This window comes from Suipraeoptans intestinalis (assembly GCF_034091795.1).
In the GTDB taxonomy this organism is placed as follows: Bacteria; Bacillota; Clostridia; order Lachnospirales; family Lachnospiraceae; genus Suipraeoptans; species Suipraeoptans intestinalis.
This window is the reverse complement of record NZ_JAXFXH010000019.1, coordinates 261,896-287,575: the sequence shown is the minus strand read 5'-3', so window position 1 is coordinate 287,575 and position 25,680 is coordinate 261,896. Positions and strand designations below refer to the sequence as shown.

The window sequence follows — 25,680 nt, the reverse complement described above, 5'->3', positions numbered from 1 at the left end:
AAAGATAGCAGAAAAAGGTCCAAATAAAAGAAAAAGATGTCAGAAAAGACAAGACAAAAAACAAGAGCAGTAGATCACATTTGTGAACCTGACTGCTCTTATTTGTTTCATGGGAAATCGTGTCTGATAGAATCAGAAGTTTTCCTGAGAGGGTCATTGCGCGACCGCTTTGTCCGGTGAGAGGAACGGTCTATTCTAGTTCCAGCTGCCGGTAGGCGTGCTCCAGAAGATCCAGGAGATCCTCTTCGGAAAAGGCGCTGGTATCAAGACAAAGATGATAGCTTTCCATATCCTCCCAGTATTGATCCGTGTAATAGTTATAGTAGTAGCTTCTGTCCTTGTCCACCTTGTTCATCAACTTCTCTGCCTTTTTTTCATCCAGATCATACCGCTCCATGACGGTTTTGAGACGAAGCTCGTAGGGAGCATAGAAATAGACGCTGAGAAGAGAATCGGAATCCTTCAGAACATAGTCTGCGCAGCGGCCTACAATGATACAGGATTCCTGACGGGCCAGCTGCTGGATCACTTCCGACTGTACATGAAACAACTGCTCGTCAATATGCTCGTAGCGGTACCGCCGATCCAGCGCTGCATCCACATCAGCCTGATAAGACCAGGGTTTTTCGCGCTTTTCGTCAACGAGGGACAGCTGGTCAAACGGAATGTCCATTTTCTGGGCAGCCAGTTCGATCAGTTCTCTGTCGTAACAGTTGATTCCCAGCCGTTTGGCGAGCGCGATACCCAGATGACGCCCGTTACTTCCGAATTGTCGTCCAATTGTAATGATACGTTTGCTCATGTTCATTCCCCCTTCTGTGGTAAGTTTTCCTGTGCAGTAGGAATCGGCTGAACCTCCTCTTACACAAAGGCCTCAGGCAAGATGTGTACATCTGCGAAAAAGAAAGGAAACACTGTGTATGCCACATTCGGCATGAAGAGTTGCAACCTTTTATTATTCTGATTATAACATCATTACACGGGTTATTCTATGGTTTTTTGGAAATAGGAAGAACATTTTTTGAAAAACAGAGAGATCAGGAGACAAAGACAGGCAAGAACAGCAGGGAAGAAAAAGACATGATACAGGATCAGAAAACCGGCGGAAGGAAAACGGATCAAGAAGGTAGAAAAACGTGTAAAATCTCTGCAAAAAATAAAAATACAGATTGCAAAAAGATGAAAAGAAATGTAAAATAAATTAAAAACCTACTTGACAAATAGGAAAATGAATTCTATAATGGGCTTCAACAAAACATAGTAAGTTGACAGGAAAGGTAGGTATAATATGAGTAAAGTCTATGGAAGCGTAATAGAATTGATTGGAAAGACTCCCTTGTTGGAGGCAAAAAACCTTGAGGCATCTCTTGGACTGGAAGCCAGGATCCTGGTGAAGCTGGAGTATCTGAATCCGGCGGGAAGTGTGAAGGACAGGATCGCAAAGGCCATGATCGAAGATGCAGAAGAAAAGGGGCTGTTAAGGAAAGGATCTGTGATCATAGAGCCTACCTCCGGCAATACGGGGATCGGGCTTGCGTCCCTTGCCGCAGCCAAGGGATATCGCATTATCCTGGTGATGCCGGATACCATGAGTGTGGAAAGAAGAAACATCCTCAAAGCATACGGAGCAGAACTGGTTCTGACCGATGGGGCAAAGGGAATGAAAGGTGCCATTGAGAAGGCGGAAGAACTGAAACAGGAAATTCCGGGCGGTTATATCCCGGCTCAGTTTGATAATCCGGCGAACCCTGAAGTGCACCGCAGGACGACAGGACCGGAGATCTGGGAAGATACCGAAGGAAAGGTGGATATTTTTGTGGCGGGAGTGGGTACCGGAGGTACGCTTACCGGAACAGGAGAATTCCTGAAGGCACAGAATCCAAGCGTAGAGGTGGTAGCCGTTGAGCCGAAGGCGTCTCCGGTGTTATCCCAGGGAACAGCAGGACCACACAAGATCCAGGGAATCGGCGCCGGGTTTATTCCGACCAATTTAAATACAGCATTGTATGGGGAGGTGATCTCGGTAGAAAATGAGGATGCGTTTGAAACATCGAAAGCATTCGGAAAGCAGGAAGGAATCCTGGTAGGGATCTCATCCGGAGCGGCGTTAAGCGCGGCGATCCAGCTGGCAAAACGGCCGGAAAATAAAGGGAAGACCATAGTAGCAGTACTTCCTGACAGTGGAGATAGATACTACTCTACACCGCTGTTTGAAGAATAAAGGATATGGGGGCTGATCATGAAGTTTTCAAAAAAGAGCAGGTATGGACTGGTAGCGTTGATTGACCTGGCGGTCCAGCCGGAAACAGAGTATGTTGCTTTGAATACCATCGCGGAAAGAAATGAGATTTCCACACAGTATTTGGAGCAGATATTCGGAAGTCTGAGAAGGGCGGGGGTTGTAAACAGTGTAAAGGGTCCGCAGGGCGGATATCGCTTGTCCCAAAAGGCACAGGAAATCCGGGTTTCACAGATTTTGGAGGTGCTGGAGGGAGAGTACAGACTGGCAGAGGAGACGGGGGATTCCTCGATCTCCCGGACGATTCAAAGTATGGTAGTAGATCCGATAAACGATGGATTAACGAAGATACTGGAAGAGATCACGCTGGAGGATCTGGCAAAAGATTATCTGAGGCACCAAAAAGGCGAAGAACTGATGTATTACATTTAGGAGATGTCGCTATATGAAGGAGAGCAGAAAGTGTTTTTCGATGAAGATTCGATACAAATGCGTTCTGCTTTTTTTCATGAAAAAAATCGTGTATAATAAGGATGTTTCAAAAAACAGAAGCATAAGGAGGCAACGATGTCACTTTCTGAATATATGAAGGCTTACAAATCAGGAAAAAAGGAATATCAGACAAGACTTTTGAAGGGACTGCACCCGACGGTGGAAGTATTGGATGAACTGCTTCCTACCAGAGGAACCTTGTCGGAGGTTCCTCTGGGCCTTGTGCAGATCCCGATGGATCAGATCGTAGGAACCAAGACAAAGAGCAGGAGCAGTGCCTTTGCCCATAATTTTATGCCGATCCTGCGGGAAAATACCGAGTTTGCATACAAGTGGTCCAGATTGAGCGACAGCCACGAGCAGGAGGGAATCCGCGAGCCTATCAAAGCATACGAGTATATGAACCGGTTCTATGTGGAGGAAGGCAATAAAAGAGTCAGCGTCATGAAACATTATAATGTGGCGTATACTCCGGGAACTGTTGTCCGTATTATACCGAAGAAGACGGAAGAAACAGAAAACAGGATCTATTTTGAATTTTTGGATTTTTATGAGGCGGCTCACATGAACAATATCTGGTTCTCGAAGGTGGGAAGTTTTCCCAAGCTACAGGAAATGGTGGGGAAACGGGAAAAGGAGCCGTGGACGGAAGAAGAGCGGCGGGATTTTAATTCGGCCTACACCCGGTTTACGACAGAATTTCAAAGCCAGAATAAAAATCAATTGTCCGTTTTGCCGGGAGACGCCTTTTTGGCTTTGATCTCTCTTTATGGATACGAAGAGATCCGGGATATTGGGATCAGCGAACTAAAGAAACTGATCGCGGACAGCTGGGAAGAATTTGAATTGCTGGAGGAAGAAAAGGAAATCGATCTAAAGATGGATCCGGCGAAGGAGAAGCCGTCTATTTTCAGCCGATTCCTTCCCCTGAACGAGACGAAACTAAAGATCGCCTTCCTGTATGATAAGACGCCGGCCTCTTCCGCCTGGACATATGCCCATGAACTGGGCAGACAGCATCTGGAGGAATGCTTTGCGGATGCGGTGGAGACACTGGTCTTTGAAAATGTGACGGAACAGACGGTGGAAGAAGTGATGGAGGAAGCCATCCGGGCAGGGTGCAACCTGATTTTTACCACTACGCCGGTGTTTGTGACGGCCAGTGTAAAAGCTGCCATTGCCAATCCGGATGTCCGTATTTTAAGCTGTTCTTTGAACACCTCCCACAGATATATCAGAACCTACTACGCCAGGATGTATGAGGCAAAGTTCCTCATGGGAGCGCTGGCGGGACTCAGTACAGAAAAAGACAGGATCGTATATCTGGCAGACTATCCTATTTATGGGGAGATTGCCAATATCAACGCCTTTGCATTGGGAGTCAGGATGGTCAACCCCAAGGCAAAGGTGTACCTGGAGTGGTTTACGAGAAAAGGGGCGGATCCGGACGGATATATCCGGCAGTCGGAGGCGGACTATGTATCCGGAAAAGATATGGTGATACCAGAAGCGAATTCCCGGATGTTTGGAGTTTACAGAAAAGAGGGGACGGATTTTGCCAATCTGGCCATGCCGGTATGGCACTGGGGACGGTTTTATGAACAGTTGATCCAGACGATCTTTGACGGAACCTGGAAATACGATGATGCGCCGGAGGGAACGAAAGCCATCAATTACTGGTGGGGGATGTCGGCGGAAGTGGTGGATGTGATCTGCTCCGGAAGCCTTCCGGAAGGAACGAGACAGCTGACGGAACTTTTGAAGGAAACCATACGGCTTGGCATTTTTCACCCGTTTACCGGAACTTTTTACGATCAGGAGGGAGTGCTCCGGGGAAGAGAAGGAGATAGCCTGTCTCCGGAGGAGATCATCACCATGGACTGGCTGGCGGAAAATATTGAGGGAGAGATCCCGGATCTGGAAGAACTGGAAGAGAGCTTCCGGCCAGTGGTATTGCAGCAGGGGCTTCCCAGAAAAAAGAAAGAGGACAAATCATGAAAATACTTGCAATGGCAGACGTAGAATCCAAATATTTCTGGGACTATTTTGAAAAAAGCAAACTGGAAGGGATCGACCTGATCATTTCCTGCGGGGATCTGAATCCAAATTATCTGTCCTTTCTGGCCACCTTTACTTCTGCACCGGTTCTTTATGTACACGGCAACCATGATACAAAATATGCGGAGACACCTCCGGAAGGGTGCATCTGTATAGAAGACCGGATCTATGTTCATCAGGGGGTCCGGATCCTGGGTCTGGGAGGATCCATGAGATACAGCAAAGGAGATCATCAATATACAGAAGGAGAAATGAAACGCAGAGTCCGGAAGCTTTGGCCCAGCCTGTGCATGAAAAAAGGGATAGACATTCTGGTGACCCATGCCCCCGCCTATGGGATCAACGACGGGGAGGACCTTCCCCATCAGGGATACAAAGTATTTGATACGCTGATGCAGAAATACCGGCCCCGTTTTTTCATCCATGGACATGTGCATTTTTCTTATGGAAGAAAACACAAAAGATATCAGAAATATCAGGAGACGCACATTATCAACGCTTACCGGCACTGCATTTTTGAATATGAAGACGAGCAGCCGGAAGCGCATATGATCTGAAACGTGTTTCCCAGAAAGCTTTGGACACAGAGGACTTGCCCAAAAGAGTTTGATAGAGAACTCTGACAGAAGATTTTGGAATAGAGGATTTTAAATAGAGGATTTTGAGCGGAATGGTTTTGACAAGAGAAACCTGTCTTTCTATAATAGAGGGATAAAAGCAATGAAAGGAGAAAGGTATGGAGCAGGAAAAACAGCGGGTATATGACGCTTTACAAAAAATGAAGATCAGCTATGAGGCGGTGGATCATGATCCAGTCTACACGATGGAAGATATGGAAAGGGAAGGACTGGATAAAAAGGGAGTTTTGTGCAAGAATCTTTTTTTGAGAGACAGCAAAGGGAAACGACATTTTTTGATCACTTGTGAGGAAAAAAAGACGGTAGACCTGAAAAAACTGAGTAAAACTCTGGGGGCAGGAAACTTAAGTTTTGCATCAGAGGAACGGCTGGAAAAATATCTGGGACTGAAACAGGGAAGCGTTTCTCCCTTCGGATTGATGAACGATAAGGAGCACGGGGTAGAGTTTTTTATCGACAAGGATCTGTCCTCCTGTAAGAGCATGGGAATCCACCCGCTTACCAACACGGCCACGGTTTTTCTTTCCTTTAAGGATCTGGATAAATTTTTATGGAATCTGGATGTGGACGTGGTGAAAATACGTTTATAGGGCGGGAGAACAGGTTATGGAATGGAAAGATGACAAAAAAAATGCACCTCGCAGAGGCGGAAAAGGGAATATCTGGTATCTGGCGGGGCCGATTCTGATCAAGTGGGCGATCGCAGCGGGAGTTTCCACCATAGGGATGTTTGTGTTTTATCTTCTGTATGTTTCAGAACATTACGAAGAAGCGGCTTCCTATATGATGGATGTGCAGAAGATGAATCTGTTTGCCAGCGGACTTCTGAAGGAATTTGTGAAATACACCACATTACTGGAGGGAATCGCAGCGCTGATCACGATTCCTATTATGCTGCTTTTCATGAGACAGGACAGGTGGAGAGAACAGGAGCAGGGGATCCGGAGGACAGGAAAAGGATCCGGGGGAGTCTGCTGTCTGGGGGTTTTGATGGCGCTTGCCGCGTCGATCGCCTTAAACGGACTGATCCTGGTCGGGAATCTGTCTCAGTACAGTGAAAGCTACAAAACTACCATGGAGGCAATGTACGCTTCCCCCTTTGTGATCCAGATTCTGTCTCTGGGAATTTTGATCCCCATTTGTGAGGAGCTGGTATTCCGGGGCCTGCTGTATAAACGCTTGCGAGGACAGTACGGGTTTTTGTATGCGGCCGGATTATCGGCGGCTGTGTTTGGGGTGATGCACATCAATCTGGTACAGATGCTGTATGGATTCTGCCTGGGAGGACTGCTGGCATATCTCTACGAGAAGCAGGGCTCTGTGCTGGCTCCGGTGCTGGCTCACTCTGCCATGAATCTTTTTTCTGTGGTTGGAACAAGGTACAACTGGTTTGAATTTTTATTGCGGGACTACAGGTACATAGGAGGGGTGACGGTTGGCTGTGCAGCGGTAGCAGCAACCCTGTTTGTGCTGCTTCAAAGAGTAGAAAACGACGGATAAGAAGGAAGCCGCAGACCGATGTGAAAGCGCTAAATGTTACAAAAATATTAAAAAATATTGCAAAATCAATAATCTTAAGGTATAATCAATACCGTTAGGAAACTTGTGAGAGGGAAACAAGGTAAATAATATAAAAGGGTGGTAGGTATGAATAAGGTAGGAGTACGCGTTCTGGCGGCAGTTGCAGCGGCGTCTTTGATCGTGACACCGGTTATGGCAGCACCGTCAGCAGATGAATTGAAAAGTAATAAAGCGGCAAAGGAGCAGGAGGTCAGCAGTCTTCAGCAGCAGTTGACGGATCTGATGACCAAACTGAACTCTCTGGAAGCACAGCTGGTAGAAAAGGGAGAAGCGATCGCACAGGCGGAGGTGGATCTGGCAGCAGCTGAAAAGAAAGAGAAAAAACAGTACAAGGCGATGAAAAAGCGTATCAAGTACATGTACGAGGAAGGCAATGCCACCGTACTGGAGACGCTGGTATCTGCCGAAAGCTTTTCCGATCTGGTGAACAAGGCGGAGTATGTCCAGAATGTTCACGATTATGACAGGGATCAGCTGGAGGAATATGTTGCCACGAAAGATAAGATTACAACCTTGAAGGATACGCTGAAAGAGGAACAGAGTAAGCTGGAATCCATGCAGGAAGAGTATCAGGCACAGGAAGAACAGCTTGCAGCTACCATTGAAAGCAAGAAGGCAGAGGTGGCGGATCTGGATCAGCAGATTCAGGCGGCAGCAGAAGCGGCGGCAGCAGAGGCACGTGCAAGGGAAGAGCAGGAGAGAAAGGCGGCAGAAGAAGCGGCAGCCAGCCAGGCAGCTCAGAACAGCCAACCGGCAGCTTCAAGCAATACAGCCAGTACAGCTAATACCAATACTGCATCTGCCAATACGACGAGTTATCAGCCGGCGCAGCAGACAACAACGGTTGCACAGGGAAATACGGCGGTGGCTCAGATGATCCTCAATGCAGCCTACGGACAGTTGGGCGTTCCTTATGTATGGGGCGGGACCTCTCCGGGGGTAGGACTGGATTGTTCGGGACTGACGCAGTATTGCCACAGAGTGGCAGGGATCAGCATCCCAAGGACGTCGGGACCGCAGGGAGGCGGCGGTATGGCAGTCAGCGATCCGCAGCCGGGAGACCTGGTCTGCTATGGCGGACATGTAGGAATTTATATCGGCGGCGGGCAGATGATCCATGCACCACAGCCGGGAGACGTTGTCAGGATACAGGCAGTGTACGGTTCTCCGTGGTACCGCAGATACTGGTAAAAGGATACAGATGGGTGTTTCAGACTACGCTTCGGGATGGAGATACATCCCACAGCGCAGGGAAACACCCTTTTTTGTGCCAAAGGGTTCCGTTAAGATTTCTGCTGCAGAAAAAGCTTTTTAGTACAGGAAACACGTTGATAAGAGAGTGTGTGTCAGGTGTATGCGGGAGCGAATCCGGAAGAGTTTTGTCCGTAGATCTTCCGTAGATCTTCTGTAGAAAAAATGCTTGCAAATCTCTCAAAATCAGGTATAATGGTTGTTGTGACATGATTTTCATGTGATCTATGCTGGAATAGCTCAGTCGGTAGAGCACTTCACTCGTAATGAAGGGGTCGTCGGTTCAAGTCCGATTTCCAGCTTATAAAAGAGGGGATACCGGAGTCCAGGAGAGGGGATTCCCGGTATCTTTTGCTTTATGGAAACAGAAGGCAGAGACTTTCTGGGGAAGGAGTCACCATGAATTATCAAAAAGAGATGGAAAAGATCATTGAAACACTGAAAAAAGAGGGAAAGGTTCCCACCCTGCTGCTTCATAGCTGCTGCGGTCCCTGCAGCAGTTCCGTTCTGGAATATCTAAGCCGTTATTTTCAGGTTACTTTGTTTTTTTACAATCCGAATATTTTTCCGGAGGAGGAATACAGCAGAAGGATCGTAGAGCAGCAGATGCTGATCGATAAGCTGGAGGTTTTGCATCCGATTTCCTTTTGCGCGGGGACCTATGACAACGAAAGGTTTGAAGAACTGGCCCGGGGAAAAGAGGAGATGAAAGAAGGCGGGGAAAGATGTTTTGCCTGCTACGAGCTTCGGCTGCGGGAAGCCGTGGATATGGCCAGAAAAGGAGGGTTTGATTTTGTGACCACCACGCTTACTGTCAGTCCTATGAAGTCGGCGGAGAAGCTCAATGCCATCGGAAAAAAGCTGGCAGAGGAATATGGAGTGCAGTATCTGCCGTCTGACTTTAAGAAAAAGAACGGTTACAAACGTTCCATTGAGCTTTCCAAGCAGTATCATCTGTACCGGCAGGACTATTGCGGGTGCAGGTTTTCAGTCCGCACGAAATCAGCAAACAGCGAGAAGGAGAAGAGATAATGGCACAATTGTGGGGAGGGCGGTTTACCAAAGAAACCGATCAGCTTGTAAAAGAATTTAACGACTCGATCAGATTTGACAAACGGCTGTACAGACAGGATATCAAAGGCAGCATTGCCCACGTGGAGATGCTGGGAAAACAGCAGATCCTGACAGAGAAGGAGCGGGAGATGATCGTTTCCGGGTTGCGGCAGCTTCTGCTGGAAATAGAAGAGGGAAGCCTTGAAATTTCAGGATCCTATGAAGATATCCACAGTTTTATTGAGGCAAATCTGACAGAAAGGATCGGTGAGGCAGGGAAGAAGCTGCATACGGGAAGAAGCCGCAATGATCAGGTGGCACTGGATATGAAGCTTTACGTCCGGGAAGAAGTCGGTAAGTTCCAGCAGCTTTTACTGCGGTTTTTGCAGGTGCTGCTTTCTATTATGGAGGAGCATACAGAGACGGTCATGCCGGGATTTACCCATTTACAGAAGGCTCAGCCCATTACCCTGGCCCATCACATGGGAGCCTACTTTGAAATGTTCCGGAGAGATTTTTTTCGGATGAAGCATTTGGAGGAAACCATGACCACCTGCCCGCTGGGATCGGGAGCGCTGGCGGGGACCACCTATCCGCTGGACAGGATGTATACGGCCAGACTTCTGGGATTTCAGGAGCCTTCGGGAAACAGTATAGATGGAGTATCGGACAGAGATTATCTTCTGGAGCTGTTGTCAGATCTGTCTGTTTTGATGATGCATCTTAGCCGGTTTTCCGAGGAGATCATTCTTTGGAATTCCAACGAGTATCAGTTTGTGGAGATCGATGATGCCTACAGTACCGGAAGCAGCATCATGCCGCAGAAAAAAAATCCGGATATTGCAGAATTGGTCCGCGGAAAATGCGGCCGGGTGTACGGGGCGCTGCAGAGTCTTCTGACTACGATGAAGGGACTGCCCCTGGCATATAACAAAGACATGCAGGAAGATAAGGAGCAGGTCTTTGACGCCATAGATACCACGCGTATGTGCCTGAAACTTTTTACCGGGATGATGGACACCATCCGTTTCAGGAAGGAGAAAATGGAAGAAAGTGCCAGACATGGGTTTACCAATGCTACTGACGCGGCAGACTATCTGGTAAACAAAGGAGTTCCCTTTAGGGATGCTCACGGGATCATCGGAGCGTTGGTGCTGCTGTGCGTAGAAAAAGGGATCAGCTTGGATCAGCTGGAGCTTTCGGAGTACCAAAAGATCTCGTCCGTATTTGCCGAAGACATCTATGAGGCGATCTCCATGGACACTTGCATCAACAAGAGGCTGACGACGGGCGGTCCTGCAAAGGAAGCGATGGAAGAGAGTATCAAAAACTATGCAGCCTTTATTGGAACCTATGAGAAAGAGCAGACGGCAAAGGAGGAGAAGGAATGGAACAGAAGTTAAGAGTAGGGATTCTGGGAGCGACAGGGATGGTAGGACAGAGGTTTATTGCCCTGCTGGACCAGCACCCCTGGTATGAAGTGGTAACGGTGGCGGCAAGCCCCAGGTCTGCCGGCAAGACCTATGAAGAAGCGGTGGGAGACAGATGGAAGATGGAAACTCCCATGCCGGAATCTGTAAAGAAACTGGTGGTTCTGGATGTCAACCGGATAGAAGAGGTGGCCCAAACAGTGGATTTTGTGTTCAGTGCGGTAGACATGAGCAAAGAGGAGATCAAAAAGATCGAAGAAGCCTATGCACAGACAGAGACACCGGTGGTCTCCAACAACAGCGCGCATCGCTGGACGAAGGACGTTCCCATGGTGATTCCGGAGATCAACAGCAGTCATTTTGAATTGATCGAAGCACAAAAGCAGCGCCTGCAGACGACCAGAGGCTTTATTGCAGTAAAACCTAACTGTTCCATCCAAAGCTATACCCCCTGTCTCGCAGCCTGGAAGGAGTTTGAACCGGAGGAAGTGATAGCTACGACCTATCAGGCGATCTCGGGAGCCGGAAAGACGTTTGCAGACTGGCCGGAGATGGTGGAAAATATCATTCCTTTCATCGGAGGAGAGGAAGAAAAAAGTGAAGAAGAACCTCTTCGCGTTCTGGGAACGGTAAAGAAAGGAGAGGTGGAGAAGGCAGCGCTTCCCAAAATCTCCTGCCAGTGCGTTCGGGTACCGGTGCTGAACGGGCATACGGCGGCAGTATTTGTGCGTTTTAAAAAGAAACCAACCAAGGAAGAGCTGATCGATCGTCTGGTGCATTTTGAGGGATTTCCACAGGAAGCAAAGCTCCCCAGCGCACCGGGGCAGTTTATTCAGTATTTGGAGGACGAAAATCGTCCCCAGGTCAAAGCCGACGTGGATTATGAAAAGGGAATGGGAGTATCCGTCGGAAGACTGCGGGAAGATTCTGTGTATGACTTTAAGTTTATCGGACTGTCCCATAATACGGTACGCGGGGCGGCAGGCGGTGCAGTCCTTTGCGCCGAAGCGCTGACGGCAAAAGGATACATCGGCAGAAAATAGAGTGGGAAGCAGATAAGAGAGAGAAATACGGATCTGGGAAGAACAGGCGGAAACACACGATACAGACAACAAGCAGGATAAATGGGGATGGGATAACATGGCAGAAGAAATTCAGCTGTACGCACAAAACAGAGAACTATCTTGGCTGCGATTCAATCAAAGAGTGCTGGAAGAGGCAAAAGATACGAGGGTGCCTCTTTTGGAACGATTAAAGTTTGTGGCGATTTTTACCAGCAATTTCGATGAGTTTTTTATGATCCGGGTGGGTAGCCTGTTTGATGTGGCCCAGACAGACAAAAAGAATCGGGATATCAGATCCGGGCTGACGGCATCCCAGCAGCTGGAAAGGATTTTTGAGGAAGCAGCGCCTCTCTATAAAGAAAGAGACAGGGTATATGCAGAGATCAAAAAAGAATTAAATCCGTTTGGGATTTGTGGCCTGGATATTAAAGAATTGAAGCAGCAGGAAAGAAAATATGTAAAAAAACAGTTTAAAGAACAGATTCTTCCCCTGCTGTCTCCCCAAATCATTGATGCCAACCATCCGTTCCCACATTTGGTCAATAAGGAGCTGTATGTGATCGCCAGTTTGAAGATGACGAAAGGCGGAAAGGAAAAGCTTTTGAAGGGGATCGTTCCCGTTCCTGCTTTCGTATCGGAGATCCTCTACCTTCCGGGGCAGGATCTGCGGTACATCCGAGTAGAGAAGGTGATCATGGAATATCTGGACACCGTGTTCGAGCCATATGAGGTGTCGGAAGCCAATTATATCTGCGTCACCAGAAATGCGGATATCTCGCCGGAAGACGAAGCGATGGACGTAACGGAGGATTTCCGGAAACAGATGAGAAAAGCCCTGCCGAAAAGAAAGCGGATGGCTGTGGTGCGGCTGGAGACGGCAGAAAAGCTGCAGCCGGAAATGGAGCAGTTCTTCTGCCAGAAATTTAAGATCACACCCAGGCAGATCTTCCGGACTAAGATGCCCATGAAGCTGGACTATGTATTTGCCCTAAGTGAGAAACTGCCGGAGGAGATGAGAAAGACCTTTGTATATCCGCCTTTTTCTCCGCAGCCCAGCAAACAGGTAGAACCGGGCAGCATGATGTGTCAGATCAGAAAAAAAGACGTGTTGCTGTTTTATCCTTATGACAGTATGGAGCCGTTTCTCCGTCTGATCAAGGAGGCAGCCTATGACCCCAGCGTTATGACCATAAAGATCACCATCTATCGTCTGGCAAAAAAGGCGAAGCTGGTAGAATATCTGTGTGCGGCGGCGGAAAATGGCAAGGAAGTGACGACGCTGATCGAGCTTCGTGCCAGGTTTGACGAGCAGAACAATATTGACTGGTCAGAACGCCTGGAGGAGGCAGGGTGTCGGGTAATCTACGGATTTGAGGACTTTAAAGTGCATTCCAAGATCTGTCTGATCACATACAGAAACAAGGGAGAGATACAGTACATCACGCAGATCGGAACGGGAAATTATAATGAGAAAACAGCCGCCATGTATACGGATCTGTCTCTGATGACGGCAGATTCCCGGATCGGACGGGACGGGGCGGAGTTTTTCAATAACATGGCGACAGGAAACCTGAAGGGAGATTACCGGGAGCTCTTAGTAGCGCCCTTTGGCTTTAAAAACAGGATCCTGGATGAGATGGACCGGGAGATCGAAAAAGGAAGTCGGGGAAGGATCGTTATGAAGATGAATTCTCTGACGGATGTAGATTGTATGAAAAAGCTGGAAAAAGCTTCCCGGGCCGGAGTCAGTGTGGACCTGCTGGTGAGAGGGATCTGCTGTATCCTGCCCGGCGTTCCGGGACATACGGACAATATACGGGTAACGTCCATCGTGGGCCGGTTTTTGGAACATCCCCGGATCTATTCCTTTGGAGAAGGGGATTGCCAGAGGATCTATATCGGATCGGGAGATATGATGACCAGAAATACGCAGAAGCGGGTGGAGGTCACCTGCCCGATCCTGGATCAGGAGATCAGACAGCAGATCGGCGGGTATCTGAAAGTGATGCTGTCGGACAATGTCAAAGCGCGGGTGATGCAGATGGACGGAAGCCTGAAGAAAAAGCAGGAGGCGGCCGCTCTGGTGGATTCTCAGCAGGTATTTATGGATCGTGCGATGGAAGAACGGCCACAAAAAAAGAAACTGCCGTGGTGGAAGAGGTTTTGGAAAAGATAGGGGGATCTGAATGGGGAAGGCACTCTATATTGCGGAGAAGCCCAGTGTGGCGCAGGAGTTTGCAAAGGTGCTGCACATAAAAGCAAGAAAGCAGGACGGATATCTGGAATCAGAAGAGGCGATCGTTACCTGGTGCGTAGGTCATCTGGTGACCATGAGCTATCCGGAGGCCTACGGAGAGCAATACAAAAAATGGAGTATGGAAACGCTTCCCTTTTTACCGGATACTTTCTTGTATGAGGTGATTCCGGCTGTTTCCAAGCAGTTTCGCGTCGTTTCCGGACTTTTGAACCGGGCAGATGTAGACTGTATCTACGTCTGTACGGACTCGGGACGGGAAGGGGAATATATTTACCGCCTGGTAGAACAGCAGGCAGATGTCAGGGGCAAAACCAGAAAGAGGGTGTGGATCGATTCCCAGACGGAAGAAGAGATCCGAAGAGGGATCCGGGAGGCGAAAGATCTGTCAGAATATGACAATCTGTCGGCTTCCGCCTATCTGAGAGCCAAAGAAGATTATCTGATGGGGATCAATTTTTCGCGGCTTTTAACGCTGGAGTACGGACGCGGGATCTCCGGATACCTGAATCGGAAATATACGGTCATTTCTGTGGGAAGGGTCATGACCTGCGTATTGGGAATGGTAGTCAGAAGGGAAAGAGAGATCCGGGAGTTCCAGGAAACCGTTTTTTACAAGCCGCTGGCAAAACTGCAGGATCTGGACCTGGAGGGAGAGTGGAAGGTGTCGGAAGGATCCGACTGGTACGAAGCGCCGGGTCTTTACAAGGAGATTGGGTTTTTAAAGGAAGAAGACGGCCTGGAATTTTGCCGGATCCTGAAAAAGACAGAGCCGCTGGAAGCGGCGATCACAAGAATAGAAAAAAAGAAGGAAAAAAAGAACCCGCCCCTGCTGTATAATCTGGCGGAGCTTCAAAACGAATGCTCCAAAAGGTTCAAGATCAGTCCGGATGAGACGCTGAAGGTGGCGCAGGAGCTGTACGAAAAGAAACTGATCACCTATCCGAGGACGGATGCAAGAGTATTGTCTGCAGCCGTAGCCAAGGAGATCCACAAGAATCTGAACGGGTTGATGGGATATGAGGAAGCAGTTCCTTTCCTGCAGGAGATTGTTGCCATGAATTCCCATAAAAACCTGGCGAAAACCAGATATGTCAACGATAAGCAGATCACAGACCACTACGCCATCATTCCCACAGGACAGGGACTTTCTGCCCTGGGACGGACCTCCGGGATCACCAGGGATATTTACAGACTGATCGTTTTTCGTTTTCTAAGCATTTTCTATCCGGCAGCAGTGTACAACAAACTGTCAGTTGCTTTTGCGGTGGGGAAAGAGCAGTTTTCGGCTTCTGTGAAAGTCCTGGAAAAAGAGGGATATCTGAAGGTGGGAAGCAAAGAGACGGAAGATGCCCAGCAGGAACAGGCCGGTCGTTTTGCAAAATGGAACAGCCTGAAAAAAGGAAGCAGACTGCCGGTGGAGGATATTTATCTGAAAGAGGGAAAGACGTCTCCTCCCAAGCGATATAGCTCCGGTTCTTTGATCCTTGCGATGGAAAATGCAGGACAATTGATCGAGGATGAGGAGCTTCGGGCACAGATCAAAGGGAGCGGGATCGGCACCAGCGCTACCAGAGGAGAGATCTTAAAAAAGCTGTTCCATATCAAATATCTTGCTCTTAACAAAAAGACACAGATCGTAACACCCACCATGATGGGAGAGATGATCCATGACGTGGTGAGGATGTCGATTCCGCCCATGCTGAATCCGGATCTGACGGCCAGCTGGGAGAAGGGACTGAACTATGTGGCAAACGGGGAGATCTCAGCGGAAGAGTACGACAGAAAGCTGAAGGAATTTATCAGTCGGCGGACCAATGTGGTAAAGCAGCTGCACAATGGGGCTCAGCTTCAGAGACAATACGCGCAGGTACAGAAGATCTATCAGGAAAACGGCGCCAGCCATAAAAGAAGCGCCCGGAAAAGGGCGTCTGGAAAAGAAGCAGAAGAGAAACAGGCGGCAGCAGATGCATAAGAGGTACAGGCTTTAGGAAAGCAGGCTGCCTCCGAAGACAGAAGAAAGGGGATCATTATGAAAGAATTTCAGATAAGAGAGATGTACGACCTGGAGGAGACGCTGGCAAGGCCGTTTCTGGAAACGGTGACGTATCCGTGGGAAGCCCTTCCGGGGATCGGAGAGTTTATCTGCCGTTTGGGAGAGACTCTTTCCGCAGAAGAGTATGAAAGGGTCAAAGAGGACGTTTGGATCGCCAGATCGGCGAAGGTGGCGCCGACGGCAAGTATTACAGGTCCCGCCATTATAGGAAAAGAGGCGGAGATCCGCCACTGTGCTTTTATCAGAGGGAAAGTTCTGGTGGGAGAAGGAGCCGTAGTGGGAAATTCTACGGAGCTGAAAAATGTGATTTTATTTAACCGGGTTCAGGTTCCCCATTATAACTATGTGGGAGACTCTATTTTGGGATACCGCGCCCATATGGGGGCAGGATCCATTACTTCCAATGTAAAATCCGATAAAAGCCTTGTGGTAGTAAAAAACGGGGAAGAACAGATGGAGACCGGACTGAAAAAGTTTGGAGCGATGCTGGGAGATAATGTGGAAGTGGGATGCGGAACGGTGCTGAATCCGGGAAGCGTAGTGGGAAAAGGAACAAATATTTATCCCCTGTCCAGTGTGAGAGGATGTGTTCCATCTGGCAGCATTTACAAAAAACAGGGAGAAGTGGCCCAAAAGCGTTAGGGAAGTAACAGATGCGTCATAAAAAAGTGATAAAGATCCATCAAAGCAGAAGACTGCGCCAAAGCGGTAAAAAAAGGAGGGACTTTTATGCTGCAGGAAGACTATGTAACATTTGAGATCGGAAAGACGAAGCACATTGCTCTGGTAGCCCATGATGGGAAGAAAAAAGAACTGGTGGAATGGTGCGACCATAACAAAGAAATATTAAAGGCACATTTTTTGTGTGGAACAGGAACGACGGCCAGGCTGATCGCAGAGAAGACAGGACTGCCGGTAAAGGGGTATAACAGCGGACCGCTGGGAGGAGATCAGCAGATCGGCGCCAAAATCGTAGAAGGACAGATCGACTTTATGATCTTTTTGTGGGATCCGTTGGAGGCACAGCCCCATGACCCGGACGTAAAAGCCTTGCTGCGGATCGCGGTGGTGTACGACATTCCCATTGCCAATAATCTGGCTACCGCTGATTTCATGCTGCATTCCAGGTATATGGAAGAAGGCTATAGTCGAAGAGTGGAGAATTTCCAGAAAAAGGTGCAGGACAGAGTGCAGAGTATGAAATAACGGGTGGGATCCTAAGTGGCAGGACCGGTTAAACACAGAAAGACAGAGGAGGAAGAGTGCCGAGAAGGCTGCCTCCTCTGTTGTTTTATTTCAGAGAACAGCAGGAATCCTGTAGTGCAGAATCCTTTTCACAGAATTTTTCCACACAGAATTTTTCTCACATAAAAAGAGTTTCTGTGTTGACAGACAGAAAAATGTGTGGTAAATTGATACAAGCTTGCTTTAATAGTTTAAAGCGCAACGGTTTAAAGCGTAACGCTTTCAAGTGAAAATCAAGCTAAAGGGAACAGGAATGAAACGTAACAAGAAGGAAGAAGAACAGGAAAGAAGGGAGATGAGAGTGTGGAAATTAAGATAATAATGCTTGTTCTGTTTTTTGCCAGTATGACGGTGGTTGGAGTCTATGCAAGAAAGCATAGCAGCAGTGTGGACGGTTTTGTGCTGGGAGGAAGGAAAGCAGGCCCCTGGCTGACAGCCTTTGCTTACGGCACCTCTTATTTTTCCGCTGTTGTCTTCGTTGGATATGCAGGCCAGTTTGGATGGAAGTACGGATTGTCTTCCACCTGGATCGGAATAGGAAACGCTTTGATCGGCAGCCTTTTGGCCTGGGTGATCCTGGGAAGAAGGACCCGGGTTATGAGCCAGCATCTGAAAACCCGGACCATGCCGGAATTTTTTGAGAAGAGATACGGAAATAAGGGATTGAAGCTTGCGGCTTCCGCTATCGTCTTTTGCTTTTTGATCCCTTACACAGCATCGATCTATAACGGACTGTCCAGGCTGTTTGGAATGGCTTTTCACATCCCCTACACCTACTGTGTGGTGGCCATGGCAGTATTTACCGGAGTGTATGTGATCCTGGGCGGATATATGGCGACGGCGATCAATGACCTGATCCAGGGGATCATTATGCTGGCAGGAATTGTGGCAGTGATCCTGGCGGTATTGAAAGGACAGGGAGGATTTTTGGAAGCGGTAAAACAGCTGTCGGAACTGTCCAGTGATATTCCGGTTACCCTGGGACAGAAGGGAGCCTTTGCCTCCTTTTTCGGACCGGATCCGGTCAATCTGGCGGGAGTTGTGGTTCTTACTTCTCTTGGAACCTGGGGACTGCCACAGATGGTGGGGAAATTTTATGCCATTAAGGACGAAAAATCTATTAATACAGGAACCGTGATCTCTACTTTATTTGCCGTTGTAGTAGCGGGAGGCTGCTACTTTCTGGGTGGATTCGGAAGGTTGTTTGACGGACCGGAGATTCGAAGCAAAACGGGAGAAGTGATATTTGACAGTGTGATCCCTCATATGCTTTCTTCTCTGCCGGATGTTCTGATCGGGATCGTGGTGGTGCTGGTTTTATCGGCGTCCATGTCCACACTGGCTTCTCTGGTACTGACCTCCAGTTCTACACTGACGCTGGATTTTCTGAAGGAGAGTATCTGGAAAGAAATGAGCGAAAAGAAACAGGTATTGACCATGCAGATCTGCATCGTTCTGTTCATCGGAATATCGGTGGTTTTTGCCCTGCATCCTCCGGCGTTTATCGCGCAGATGATGGGGATTTCCTGGGGGGCGCTGGCGGGAGCATTTCTGGCTCCGTTCCTCTATGGGTTGTACTGGAAGAGAGTGACGGTACAGGGAGTCTGGGCAGGCTTCCTTTCCGGAGTAGGATTTACCGTGGGAAATTTGTTTGTTCCGGTCATCCCTTCCCCTATTAATGCAGGCGCTTTCGCCATGATACTGGGATTGGTCCTGGTTCCGGCAGTCAGTCTTTTGACAAAGAAGCCGGAAAAAAGTCAGGTGGATGCCATATTCAGCTGCTATGAGGAAACCGTTGTGATCACGAAAAAACGATCCCTTGAGCCTTAAAACATCGTCGGGAGAATGCAGCCGCACAGTCTTTTCTGAAATAGCTGTTGCGGTTGCTAAATAAAAAATGGCGGGATTCTGCCGGAGATAAGAGGCAATGAGAAAAAAATAGTTAAAATAAATCAAATAAAGAGATGAAATATCACTTCCCATTTAAGATATTCTGTGATAGGATACAATTGTTAAAAAAAGCAAAAAAAATTGATAAATATTACAAGACCTATCAGGAGGAGAATACCATGCAGCATGTTCAAAAATACGAAAAGACCTACTTTATGCCTCCCAAAGTAACCTACGACTGGGTGAAAAAGGAACAGATCAAGACGCCTCCCATCTGGTGCAGCGTCGATCTGCGGGACGGGAATCAGGCGCTGGTGGAGCCGATGAGTCTGGAGGAGAAGTTGGAGTTCTTTCAGATGCTGGTGAATATCGGGCTGAAAGAGATCGAAGTGGGATTTCCGGCAGCCTCGGAGACAGAATATCAGTTTATGCGGGCTTTGATCGAACGGGATATGATACCGGAGGACGTGACGGTACAGGTACTGACCCAGGCCAGGGAGCATATTATCCGCAGAACGTTTGAAGCGGTGAAAGGAGCTCCTCATGCGGTGATCCATCTGTACAATTCCACCTCGGTGGCACAAAGAGAGCAGGTATTTCGAAAAGGCAAGGAGGAGATCAAGGAAATTGCAGTGCAGGGGGCAAAGCTTCTGAAGGATCTGGCAAAAGAGACAGAAGGCAGCTTTACATTTGAATACAGTCCGGAAAGCTTTTCCGGGACAGAGGTGGAGTATGCGGTGGAGGTCTGTAATGCGGTACTGGACGTATGGAGACCGGACCTTACAAAGCCTGCCATCATCAATATCCCGACTACGGTGGAAAATGCCATCCCTCATGTATTTGCCTGCCAGATGGAGTATGTGCATAAGCATTTGAAGTACAGAGATCATGTGGTGCTGTCTTTGCACCCCCATAATGACCGCGGCTGTGCGGTAGCCACTGCGGAACTGGGAATCCTGGCGGGAGCAGACAGGATCGAAGGGACCTTGTTTGGAAACGGAGAACGGACCGGAAATGTAGATCTGGTAACGCTGGCTATGAACCTGTATTCGCACGGGATAGATCCGGGACTGGATTTTTCAGATATGAGAATGATCCGCGAAAACTATGAAAAATTTACGGGAATGCACGTTTATGAAAGACAGCCCTACGCAGGGGATCTGGTCTTTACCGCTTTTTCCGGATCGCATCAGGACGCCATTGCAAAAGGAATGGTCTGCCGGGAGGAGAGCAAGAGCGAGAAGTGGACGGTTCCGTACCTTCCTATAGATCCCAGGGATGTGGGAAGAAAGTACGATTCTGACGTGATCCGGATCAACAGCCAGTCCGGAAAGGGCGGAGTGAATTATATCCTGAAACAAAGCTACGGGATCAATCTTCCTAAGGCAATGCGGGAAGAGGTGGGATACCTGATCAAGGATGTGTCGGACAAGGCTCATCAGGAGTTGTCGCCGGAATGGATCTATCAGATTTTTGAGGAGCATTATATTTCGGCAAAGCCTGTCTTTCACGTGATAGATTGCGAGTTTGAAAGTGGAAATGGAATGACGGCGCATGTGACCATTCACCATGACGGCAGCGTCAAAAAGATCACGGCGGCCGGAAACGGGCGGCTGGATGCCATCAGCAACGCCTTTAAGCAGTATTTTGGCGTGGCCTATGAGCTGACCTTCTACGAGGAGCATTCTCTTACCAAGGGCTCCGCTTCCAAGGCGGTGGCCTACGTTGCCATTACCTACCAAGGAAAGCTGTTTTGGGGAACCGGTATCGATTCCGATATCATCAAGGCTTCCGAAGCGGCGCTTACTGTGGCGGTCAATAAGATTTCCGGAATCGCAGGAAAAGAGATCAGTCAGGACGCGCGGATGAATGAGATGATGAATTATATCCGGGCAAATTATAAGAAGGTGAGCCTGGATTCTCTTTCGGAACGGTTTTTTCTGTCCAAGCCGTATATTTCCAAGTATATCCGGGAAAAATCAGGGTCTACCTTCGGAGAACTGGTAAGAGAGCTGCGGATGGACCAGGCAAAGGCCATGCTCCGGGAAAGCAATATGACGGTAGAATCGATTTCCGGTTCAGTGGGCTATCAGAATGTAGAACATTTTAACAGACTGTTCCGGCGGGAGTTTCATATGACACCCATCCAGTACCGAAACGAAAGAAGCAGGGTAAAGCCGAAATAGACGAAAATACGGTGGAACCGCGTAATATCCCGGCAGAGGCCTTTCTTTCGGCAACAGACAGAAAGATGACAGAAAGATGACAGCCGGCGAAACATAAATGACTTGAAAAAGAAGAGGAAGTCTGTTATTGTCTAGGTGTAACGAAAAAAAGAAGTGTGCAGAGTAGATTATGATGCGTTAAGTGCCCGGTGTACAGGGAGTTGACACCGGGACGAAAATGGCGAAAGCTTTTGCGGTATCATAGTCGCATCCCGCTGCTACGTCACGATGCATAGTAGATAACCGGCTTTGCCGGAATTGCCTCCGATGTAGTGAAGGAACTGCAAAGGAGGTATGTTTATGTCAAAATTTAAAAATGTGCAGGTGTTGACCGCTGCAGCTATGCTTGCAGCAATTGCAGTGATCCTGGGGTTTTTCAAGATTCCCTTGTCCCCCACCCTTGAGATCCGGTTTGCGGTGCTGCCCATCGCTGTTTCAGGCGCCATGTTCGGGCCGGCGGTGGCGGCGGTGGTGGGGATCCTCTCAGATGTGGGAGGGTATCTGCTAAAGCCGACAGGACCTTTTTTTCCGGGCTTTACCGTCAGTGCGGCGATTTCCGGGGTAATCTTCGGACTGCTTTTGTACAAAAAGAAAGCAACCTGGCTGCGGGTCACCGGGGCTATGACGATCAGGACAGTGGTCGTCAGCATCCTGCTGAACAGTTATTGGCTGACCATGTTGTACCACAAGGGATTTGTACCTATTTTAGCCGGGAGGATCACAAAAGAACTGATCCTGTTGCCGATTTTTATCGCCATGATCCTGGCATTGTTAAAGCTTCTGGAGAAAACAGGGATGTTTTCCAGATTTGAAAGGAAGACAGATGAATCCCAGACAAGTTGAAGAATATTTAGAAAAACTTCCCGGATTTTCGCCGAAAGCACAGGGGAAAAAGCCTTTTTCCCTGGAAGCGCTAGAAAGGCTCCTTGAAAGACTGGGGAATCCCCACAAACATCTGAAGATCGTTCATGTGGCGGGAACCAACGGAAAAGGATCTGTTATTGCATTTTTAAACAGTATCCTGACTGACAGCGGGATCCGGACCGGAGTCTTTACTTCCCCTTTTCTTTGTAGAAAAGAAGAAATGTTCCGGATAGGAGAAAAGGAGATCACGCCGGAAATGCTTGCCTTTTGCTTGTCGGAAGTGATCCGGGAGTCCGAACTCTTAAAGAGAGAAACCGGTTTGTTTCCCTCAGAATTTGAACTATATACAGCAGCGGCTTTTTTGTGGTTTCAAAGGGAAGCCTGCGATCTGGTATTGTTGGAAACAGGGCTGGGAGGCGCTTCAGACGCCACCAACGTGATCCCGACTCCCAAACTGGCGGTTCTGACCTCCATCAGTAGAGATCATGTACAGATGCTGGGAGAATCCATTGGGGAAATCGCTACTGTGAAGGCGGGGATCATCAAGAAAAAGGGAAGAGTCTTATCCGCCTGCCAGGAGGAAGCGGCAAAGGCGGTCCTACAGGAAAGATGCCGGGAAACAGGAGCAAAGCTGTATTGGTCCTCCCAAGGGACAAGGATAGAGCAGACAGAAACAGGACAGCTCTTTGAGACGCCGGAGGGAAAGCGCTATCAGATTTCCATGCTGGGGAGCTGTCAGATAGAAAACGCTATGCTGGCACTTGCGGCAGCGTCTCTTTTACAGGAAGAATATCCCGGAATCTCCGAAAGGACGATAAGATCCGGGCTGCTTCGCACAAGCTGGAGGGTAAGATTTGAGAAAGTACAGGAGGATCCCTGGGTGATCCTGGACGGAAGCCACAACGAAGCCGGCGTCAGGGCGATGGCAGACAGCCTGAAAAGAGTGGCCCCCGGGCGAAAGATCCGGTTTGTTGTAGGAGTACTGGAAGATAAAGACTGGCAGGAAATGCTGTCTCCCCTGTTGGAAATGGGAGAATGCTTTTATACACTGACCGTGCCGACGAACAGAGGGCTGGACGGCAAGCTTCTGGCAGAGTGGATCCGGAAGCAGGGAAAGAAAGCACAGTTTTTTGAGCACTGGCTGGCGGCGGTAGAAAAAGGGATCATGGAGACAAAAGCAACAGAAGTTCTCTGTGTGTTTGGATCCTTGTACTACCTGGGAGAAGTCAGAAAGTATTTTAGAAAAGAATGAGAAAAACAAAAGAAAAAAGGAGGCGCTGCGAAATCATCTGAAACAGGTGAGAAGGAGGCGCTTCCTTTTTTGTGTTCTTTTCCGGTCAGGAAGAGAGGGTGGCTTCTGATATCTGCTTGACATAGGAGGTAAAAGAATGGACCAGAGGCGGATGATATACATTTTTTAAAGTAGCCATGTAAAAAATTCTTTCCCAGGAAGGTTTCGTAATGGGAATCGCTTTTACCGGCAGGTAGTCCAGAATAGGCATATTGGGAACGACGGCGATCCCGAATCCGGCGCCCACCAGACCGGCAACCGACTGATCTTCCTCCACTGTATAGGCAATACGTGGCTGCCCTCCACACTTGTCAAATAACTTTTTGATGATGGGATAAAGTCCGCTCCTTTTGGAAAAACCGATCTGGGTGTAGGAGAGGGTATCTTTCAGATCGATGCTCTCTCTGGTTTCCAGAGGGTGTCCCTCAGGGACGATCATAACCAGCTCCTGGCGTGCAATAGGCACGAAATCTATCAGGGGTTCGTTTTCCATGTAGGAGCAAAATGCAATATCATATTTTCGGTCCTTTAATCCCTGGATCATATCGGGAGTCAGACCGGTGGAGCTGTGAAAGTGAAAATCTACCTGATTGTGCTGGCTTTTTTCCAGAAATCCTTTTACAAGAGCAGGGACGATCAGGGTGCTGACGGCCCGGATCTGCACCAGGTCGATCCGCCCTTCCCCAATCCCTGTCAGCTGCAGCTTATTAACAGAGGAATCCAGCATGTGAAGAGCCTGTTCCACATCGGCAAGAAAAGCGCGGCCACATCGGGTGAGAACGATGTTTCGACCGTCTTTTTCAAACAATTTTACCCCCAGCTCTGCTTCCAGAGCTGAGATGGCATGGCTAAGACTTGGCTGGGTAATGGAAAGACGTTCGGCAGCCTGTGTATAGTGCTCCAAATGCGCCAGTGTTATAAAATACCGCAAATGATACAGATTCATATAAAACCTTCCTTTTCCTATATGGATAATAGATTGTTTATATAGTTTTCATTTATACATTTGTTCACATTGTATCATAACATATAAATAAAATCTATGGATTTGCATAGTATTAACAATTTGTTTTTATTTTAACGACCCAATATAATGAAGGCAACAAATGAAAAGGATGAAGACCGGATCAGAGAAACGGAATCTGTCCGGTGTAAAGAAGGAAGGAGATTATCAGTATGTCAAAGCAAAATCCTATCACATTAAGTTCCTGGACCCTGGGAGACCAGTGCAAATTTGAAGAAAGGGTAGCGGCTGCGAAAGAAGCGGGCTATGAAGGAATCGGACTTCGGGCGGAAACCTATGTAGACGCACTGAACGAAGGACTTCACGACGAAGATATCCTGGCCATTTTGGACCGGTATGAAATGAAGGTCACAGAGGTGGAATACATTGTACAGTGGGCGGAGGAGAAACGCTCCTACGAACAGAAATACAAAGAGCAGATGTGTTTTCACATGTGTGAGCTGTTTGGGGTAAACCATATCAACTGCGGACTGATGGAAAATTATTCCGTGGAACACACGGCGCAGAAGTTAAAAGAGCTTTGCCAGAGAGCGGGAAAATACATCATCGGAGTAGAGCCCATGCCATACAGCGGGATCCCGGATCTGAAAAAGGGGTATGAAGTGGTAAAAGCCTCCGGCTGTGACAACGCCATGCTGATCCTGGACACCTGGCACTGGGTAAGAGCAAACCAGTCTTATGATATCCTGACAAAAGAAATTGCGGAAAAAGTGATTTCCATCCAGATCAATGATGCTTACGAAAGACCTTATGCAGCTTCTATCCTGCGGGATGAATCCATGCATGACAGACTGGCGCCGGGCGCAGGAGTAAAAGATACAAAAGGGTTCGTAAAGATGATCAAGGAAGCAGGCATCAATCCCAAAGTTGTGGGAGTGGAAGTGATCTCCGATGAGATTTTAAGCAGAGGTCTGAAGGAGGCAGCCGCATATACGTTTGACAATACAAAAAAAGTACTGGAAGAAGCATGGAAAGAAATCCTGGAGTAGGAAACAAGACCCGGGCGGCTATGCGACAGAACACAA

22 protein-coding genes, 1 tRNA gene and 1 riboswitch are annotated in these 25,680 nt (G+C 48.3%); of the genes, 21 read left to right on the top strand and 2 right to left on the bottom strand.

Going from position 1 to position 25,680, the window contains the following annotated elements:
• Positions 1-190: 190 nt before the first annotated feature.
• Positions 191-802, bottom strand: coding sequence for a cytidylate kinase-like family protein (locus tag SOW26_RS07155; RefSeq protein WP_154475753.1), 612 nt, complete (start codon positions 800-802; stop codon positions 191-193).
• Positions 803-885: 83 nt separating this feature from the next.
• On the opposite strand from SOW26_RS07155, the gene SOW26_RS07150 reads away from it, so the two are divergent.
• From SOW26_RS07150 to SOW26_RS07055, 20 genes are all read left to right on the top strand, one after another.
• Positions 886-1,200: a hypothetical protein gene (locus SOW26_RS07150; protein ID WP_154475751.1), complete on the top strand. Its 315-nt coding sequence runs from the start codon at positions 886-888 to the stop codon at positions 1,198-1,200.
• Between the two features lie 88 nt (positions 1,201-1,288).
• On the top strand, positions 1,289-2,221 hold the full coding sequence (gene cysK, locus SOW26_RS07145) for a cysteine synthase A (protein WP_276959420.1): 933 nt from the start codon (positions 1,289-1,291) through the stop codon (positions 2,219-2,221).
• Between the two features lie 18 nt (positions 2,222-2,239).
• The gene (locus tag SOW26_RS07140; protein ID WP_276959418.1) at positions 2,240-2,671 is read left to right on the top strand and encodes an RrF2 family transcriptional regulator; all 432 of its coding nucleotides are present in this window, start codon (positions 2,240-2,242) and stop codon (positions 2,669-2,671) included.
• Between the two features lie 135 nt (positions 2,672-2,806).
• Positions 2,807-4,729, top strand: coding sequence for a BMP family ABC transporter substrate-binding protein (locus SOW26_RS07135; protein WP_276959417.1), 1,923 nt, complete (start codon positions 2,807-2,809; stop codon positions 4,727-4,729).
• On the top strand, positions 4,726-5,346 hold the full coding sequence (locus SOW26_RS07130) for a metallophosphoesterase family protein (RefSeq protein ID WP_154475743.1): 621 nt from the start codon (positions 4,726-4,728) through the stop codon (positions 5,344-5,346). The genes SOW26_RS07135 and SOW26_RS07130 overlap by 4 nt, the downstream gene beginning before the upstream one ends.
• Before the next feature lie 179 nt (positions 5,347-5,525).
• On the top strand, positions 5,526-6,017 hold the full coding sequence (locus SOW26_RS07125; protein ID WP_276959415.1) for a prolyl-tRNA synthetase associated domain-containing protein: 492 nt from the start codon (positions 5,526-5,528) through the stop codon (positions 6,015-6,017).
• A gap of 16 nt (positions 6,018-6,033) precedes the next feature.
• Positions 6,034-6,927, top strand: a complete 894-nt coding sequence (locus tag SOW26_RS07120; RefSeq protein ID WP_276959413.1) for a CPBP family intramembrane glutamic endopeptidase — start codon at positions 6,034-6,036, stop codon at positions 6,925-6,927.
• 147 nt (positions 6,928-7,074) lie between these two features.
• Positions 7,075-8,199 carry a C40 family peptidase gene (locus SOW26_RS07115; protein ID WP_154475739.1) on the top strand — a complete coding sequence of 375 codons (1,125 nt, stop codon included), beginning with the start codon at positions 7,075-7,077 and terminating at the stop codon, positions 8,197-8,199.
• A 289-nt stretch (positions 8,200-8,488) separates the two neighbouring features.
• Positions 8,489-8,561, top strand: a tRNA-Thr gene (locus SOW26_RS07110).
• Between the two features lie 97 nt (positions 8,562-8,658).
• Complete coding sequence (locus tag SOW26_RS07105; protein ID WP_276959411.1) at positions 8,659-9,291, top strand: epoxyqueuosine reductase QueH; 633 nt, start codon at positions 8,659-8,661, stop codon at positions 9,289-9,291.
• A complete protein-coding gene (argH, locus tag SOW26_RS07100; RefSeq protein ID WP_320652144.1) occupies positions 9,291-10,715 on the top strand; it encodes an argininosuccinate lyase in 1,425 nt (474 codons plus the stop codon). The genes SOW26_RS07105 and argH overlap by 1 nt, the downstream gene beginning before the upstream one ends.
• Entirely contained in the window at positions 10,700-11,785 is a 1,086-nt protein-coding gene (gene asd / locus SOW26_RS07095) for an aspartate-semialdehyde dehydrogenase (RefSeq protein WP_276959859.1), read from the top strand. Before argH ends, asd begins: the two co-directional genes overlap by 16 nt.
• Before the next feature lie 97 nt (positions 11,786-11,882).
• Positions 11,883-13,982, top strand: a complete 2,100-nt coding sequence (gene ppk1 / locus SOW26_RS07090) for a polyphosphate kinase 1 (RefSeq protein ID WP_320652143.1) — start codon at positions 11,883-11,885, stop codon at positions 13,980-13,982.
• Between the two features lie 10 nt (positions 13,983-13,992).
• Positions 13,993-16,035, top strand: a complete 2,043-nt coding sequence (locus tag SOW26_RS07085; RefSeq protein ID WP_320652142.1) for a DNA topoisomerase — start codon at positions 13,993-13,995, stop codon at positions 16,033-16,035.
• Between the two features lie 57 nt (positions 16,036-16,092).
• The gene (locus tag SOW26_RS07080; RefSeq protein ID WP_276959857.1) at positions 16,093-16,758 is read left to right on the top strand and encodes an acyltransferase; all 666 of its coding nucleotides are present in this window, start codon (positions 16,093-16,095) and stop codon (positions 16,756-16,758) included.
• Positions 16,759-16,845: 87 nt separating this feature from the next.
• Entirely contained in the window at positions 16,846-17,322 is a 477-nt protein-coding gene (locus SOW26_RS07075) for a methylglyoxal synthase (RefSeq protein WP_276959856.1), read from the top strand.
• A gap of 342 nt (positions 17,323-17,664) precedes the next feature.
• On the top strand, positions 17,665-19,191 hold the full coding sequence (locus SOW26_RS07070; protein WP_276959855.1) for a sodium:solute symporter family protein: 1,527 nt from the start codon (positions 17,665-17,667) through the stop codon (positions 19,189-19,191).
• A 239-nt stretch (positions 19,192-19,430) separates the two neighbouring features.
• On the top strand, positions 19,431-21,437 hold the full coding sequence (locus SOW26_RS07065; protein WP_320652141.1) for a 2-isopropylmalate synthase: 2,007 nt from the start codon (positions 19,431-19,433) through the stop codon (positions 21,435-21,437).
• 156 nt (positions 21,438-21,593) lie between these two features.
• A riboswitch (THF riboswitch) is annotated at positions 21,594-21,696 on the top strand.
• 80 nt (positions 21,697-21,776) lie between these two features.
• A complete protein-coding gene (locus SOW26_RS07060) occupies positions 21,777-22,319 on the top strand; it encodes a folate family ECF transporter S component (protein ID WP_276959854.1) in 543 nt (180 codons plus the stop codon).
• Positions 22,300-23,592: a bifunctional folylpolyglutamate synthase/dihydrofolate synthase gene (locus tag SOW26_RS07055; RefSeq protein WP_154475719.1), complete on the top strand. Its 1,293-nt coding sequence runs from the start codon at positions 22,300-22,302 to the stop codon at positions 23,590-23,592. Before SOW26_RS07060 ends, SOW26_RS07055 begins: the two co-directional genes overlap by 20 nt.
• An 85-nt stretch (positions 23,593-23,677) precedes the next feature.
• On the opposite strand, the gene SOW26_RS07050 is transcribed toward SOW26_RS07055, so the two are convergent.
• Positions 23,678-24,577: a LysR family transcriptional regulator gene (locus SOW26_RS07050; protein ID WP_320652140.1), complete on the bottom strand. Its 900-nt coding sequence runs from the start codon at positions 24,575-24,577 to the stop codon at positions 23,678-23,680.
• 230 nt (positions 24,578-24,807) lie between these two features.
• Here SOW26_RS07050 and SOW26_RS07045 point away from each other — a divergent pair, with 230 nt between their 5' ends.
• Complete coding sequence (locus SOW26_RS07045; RefSeq protein WP_320652139.1) at positions 24,808-25,644, top strand: sugar phosphate isomerase/epimerase family protein; 837 nt, start codon at positions 24,808-24,810, stop codon at positions 25,642-25,644.
• Positions 25,645-25,680: the final 36 nt, after the last annotated feature.